The sequence below is a fragment of the Microbacterium sp. genome (genome assembly GCF_035554235.1).
GTDB lineage: Bacteria > Actinomycetota > Actinomycetes > Actinomycetales > Microbacteriaceae > Microbacterium.
On record NZ_DATMIO010000020.1, the window covers coordinates 1 to 3,914 of the forward strand.

Annotated in this window: 2 protein-coding genes; both read right to left on the reverse strand. The window is 72.6% G+C overall.

What is annotated here, in order from left to right; translation table 11 throughout:
* A partial coding sequence (locus tag VNT50_RS01215; protein WP_325483290.1) for a DNA-formamidopyrimidine glycosylase family protein occupies nt 1-542 on the reverse strand: 542 nt, incomplete at its 3' end.
* Nucleotides 535-3,914: Lhr family ATP-dependent helicase (locus VNT50_RS01220; protein WP_325483291.1), on the reverse strand; the 3,380-nt coding region annotated here is incomplete at its 5' end. The genes VNT50_RS01220 and VNT50_RS01215, both read right to left, overlap by 8 nt.

Consider the following 3,914-nt stretch of genomic DNA (forward strand, 5'->3'; position numbering starts at 1 on the left):
CTCGCGGGGCGGGAGGGGAGGATGCCGCGCACGAAGAGCAGCTCGTTGACGTACTCGTTGCCGAATCCGGCGATGTTGCGCTGGTCGAGCAGCGCGACGTGCGAGGCGCGGATGTCGGAGCTCAAGCGCCGCGCCGCCTCCGCCGGGGCCCAGTCCTCGGCGAGCGGGTCGGGGCCGAGGTGCCCGATGACCCGGTGCTCGTCCTTCGTCGGCAGCACTTCTACCATCGCGAGGTCGAACCCGACGGTGTCCCACTCGCGGGTGCCGACGATCGCCCGGGCCCTGAAGCCGGGCTTTCGCCACTTTGCCCCCGCCAGGTAGGCGTGCCACTCGCCTTCCATCTTGAGGTGCGAGTGCAGCGTCTGATCGCCGATGCGGTGCAGGAGGTGCTTGCCGCGCGGCACCACTTCGCGCACCGTCTCGCCGCGGAGGTCGGCCGTCGCGCTGCCCGGCACCCGGATGTCGAACCGGGTGACCACCTGCCCCGCGAGCACCTTCTGCAGGTGCCGGGCGGTGCGAAAGACCGTGTCGCCCTCAGGCACGCACGCCGGTCCGCGTCAAGGGGTCGGCGGCGCTCTGCCGCCGGAGGGTGAGGCCGCGCGGCGATTCGACGAAGCCCGCTTCGCGGAGGGCGCGCGCGAATGCTGTGCCGTAGACGAACTCCCCGTCGACCTGTTCGATCGTGATGGTGTCGAGGCGGCGCTGCCGCGATGTGGCGACGAGGTTCTTCGTCGCCGCGACGAGGCGCTCCTCGTCGCCCGTAAAGGCCAGCGCCGACTTGCCGCCGCGCTCCAGGTAGAGCGTGAGCGCTCCGTCGACGAGAACGACGAGTCCGCCGGCCTTGCGACCCGGCCGGTGCTTGACGCCCTCGAGGGCGGGCCACGCGAGCGCAGCGCCGTACGGGTTGGCGGGATCCGTTGCGGCGAGGGTCATCGCCTGCAGCGGCGCGGGATCGGCGAGCGCGGCGAACTGGCGCAGGCGGTCGACGGTGGCGGATGCCGCGAACTGCGCCGCGCCGAGCTTCTCGATGAGGTACCCGCGGCGGCAGTGACCCGCCTGCTCGAAGCCGGCGAGCGTGCGATAGGCCTGCGCGAACCCGCCGGGGAGCCCCTCGGCCTGCACCGAGCCTCGGGTCACGACTCCGTAGCGATCGAGCAGCAGCGACGCCGACGCGGTCGCCCGGAGGGCGGCATCCGCTTCTGCTGACGCGAGCAGCGACCAGCGTCCCCCGATGGCCGGCGGACGGGGCGGCGTGCTCGCGGTGACCCGAGGGAGCGTCGCGCCGCGGTACAGCCGCGAGCGCGGCGCGCGACGCGCCGTGCGATGCGCCTGCGATCCTCCGCCGATGAGCGTGCGCACCGGGGCGAACGTGTCGTTGGTGACACGCCCCGACCAGGTCAGATTCCACAGCGCCTCGATGACCGACTGCTCGTTCTCGGCGCCGGTGGCCAGGCGCAGCTGTGCGGCGAAGTACGCGCCGCCGCCGGCGAGCGCTTCGAGGACGCGGGCGTCGAGCGATTCTGGAGCGATGGCGCCCTCGGGCGGGGGCAGGGTGAGGGATGCCGTCTCGGCGGGGTGGAGGGCGATCCAGCCGTCGCGACCGGGCAGCGATCCGTGGCCCGACCACAGCACCTCGCCCGTGGCCGTGAGCTCGTCGAGCATGCCGGGGGAGTAGTCGTGCACGCGGCTCGGCAGGATCAGCGACTCCCACGCGCTTGCCGGAATGGGCACTCCCGCAAGCTGCTCGATGACCGCGGCGACCCCGTCGATGCCCTCGAGCGGGCGGGCGAGGTGCTGCCAGTCGGGGAGGAACCGGGCGAACGCCTCGGGCGAGACCGGCTCTACGCTGCCGCGGAGGGCGGCGAGCGAGCGCATGCGCAGCCGGCGGAGCACCTCGGTATCGCACCACTCGGCCTCGTCTCCCGCGCCCTCGGCGGTCGCCGCCGCCGTCGAGGGGTCGAGGAAGAACCCGCTCGTCACGCGACCTTGGCCCTCGAGGCGCTGGAGGGTGTGCCGTGCTACGGCGATCCCGACGCCGAGCCGGGACGCGACGGCGGCGACCGTGAACGGACCATGCGTGCGCGCGTGGCGGGCGACCAGGTCGCCGAGCGGATCGGGCAGCGGTTCGAGGAACGCGTTCGGGATGCCGACCGGCAACGCCACCCCGAGGGCGTCGCGCAGGCGCCCCGCGTCTTCGATCGCGGCGACCCGGGCAGCCCCGGCGAAGGTGACGGTGATGGCCCGGCGCTCGAGGAGGAGCGCGTCGAGGTGCGCGCTCGCTTCGGCGACCGCGGCACCGGGAGTCGAGGGATCGAGGCGGGCCGAGACCTCCGCGGCGTCGAGCGGGCCGAGCACGCGCAGCAGGTCCGCGACGCCCTCGGCGCCTTTCACGAGGCGCTCGGGATCGAGCCGCTGCACCTCGGCCTCGAACTGCGCGATCACTTCGGGGTCGAGCAGTTCCCGCATCTCCACACGCCCGAGCAGTTCGCTCAACAGGGCGGGGTCGACCGACAGCGCCGCGGCTCGACGCTCGGCCAGCGGCGAGTCGCCCTCGTACATGAACGCGCCGACATATCCGAACAGCAGGTCGCGCGCGAACGGCGACGGCTGGCTCGTCGTGGTCTCGATGAGGCGGATGCGCCGCTCCGCGATCCCGCGCGTGAGGCGCAGGAGGGCGGGCAGGTCATAGACGTCCTGCAGCACCTCGCGAAGGGTCTCGAGGATGATCGGGAAGGTCGGGTGCCGGCGCGCGACCTCGAGCAGCTGCGCGGAACGCTGGCGCTGCTGCCACAAGGGGCTGCGCCTGTTGGGGTTGACGCGAGGCATGAGCAGGGCTCTCGCCGCGCACTCGCGGAACCGCGACGCGAAGAGCGCGGAGCCGCCGACCTCGTCGGTGACGATCTGCTCGAGCTCGTCGGCGTCGAAGACGAACAGTTCCGCTCCCGGCGGCTCGGCCGCGGCATCCGGAACCCGCGCGATGATGCCGTCGTCGCTGGCGACGGCCGATCCCTCGACGCCGAGGCGTTCCCGGATGCGGGCGTTGACGGCGAGCGCCCAGGGCGAGTGCACGCTCATGCCGTAAGGGGAATGCAGGATGACGCGCCAGTCGCCGACCTCGTCGCGCGAGCGCTCGACGGTCAGTGTGCGGTCGGTCGGGAGGCTCCCCGTCGCCTCGCGTTGCTCGGACAGATAGGCGAGCAGGTTCTCGGATGCGCGCTCATCGAGCCCGGCTTCGCGAAGCCGCTCCTCTGCCTTCTCGCGCGGCGCCGAGGAGAGGTCCCGCGAGAACCTGCCGAGCGCCTCGCCGAGTTCTGCGGGGCGCCCGAGCCCGTCGCCGTGCCAGAACGGCAGCTTGCCCGGCTGGCCGTACGCGGGCAGCACGTTGACGCGGTCGTGGGTGATCTCCACGATCCGCCAGCTCGTCGTGCCGAGGGTGAACACGTCGTTGACGCGCGATTCGTAGACCATCTCCTCGTCGAGTTCGCCGACGCGGGCGTTGCGGGTCTCGCCCGCGACGAAGACGCCGAAGAGCCCGCGGTCGGGGATCGTGCCACCGCTCGTGACGGCGAGGCGCTGTGCGCCGGGGCGGCCCGTGATGGTGCCTTGGTCGCGATCCCACACCACGCGCGGGCGCAGTTCCGCGAACTCATCGGACGGGTACCGGCCCGCGAGCAGATCGAGCGTCGCCTCGTAGGCGCTGCGCGGGAGCGTGCGAAACGGCGCGCTGCGCTTGACCGTCTCGAACCAGTCCTCGACGTCGATCGCGCCGAGCGCGGACGCGGCGACGGTCTGCTGGGCCAGGATGTCGAGTGGATTCTGGGGCACGGCAATCGCCTCGATCTGCCCTGCCAGCATCCGCTCGGTGACGATCGCCGTGTGCAGCACATCTCCGCGGTGCTTGGGGAAGAGCGCGG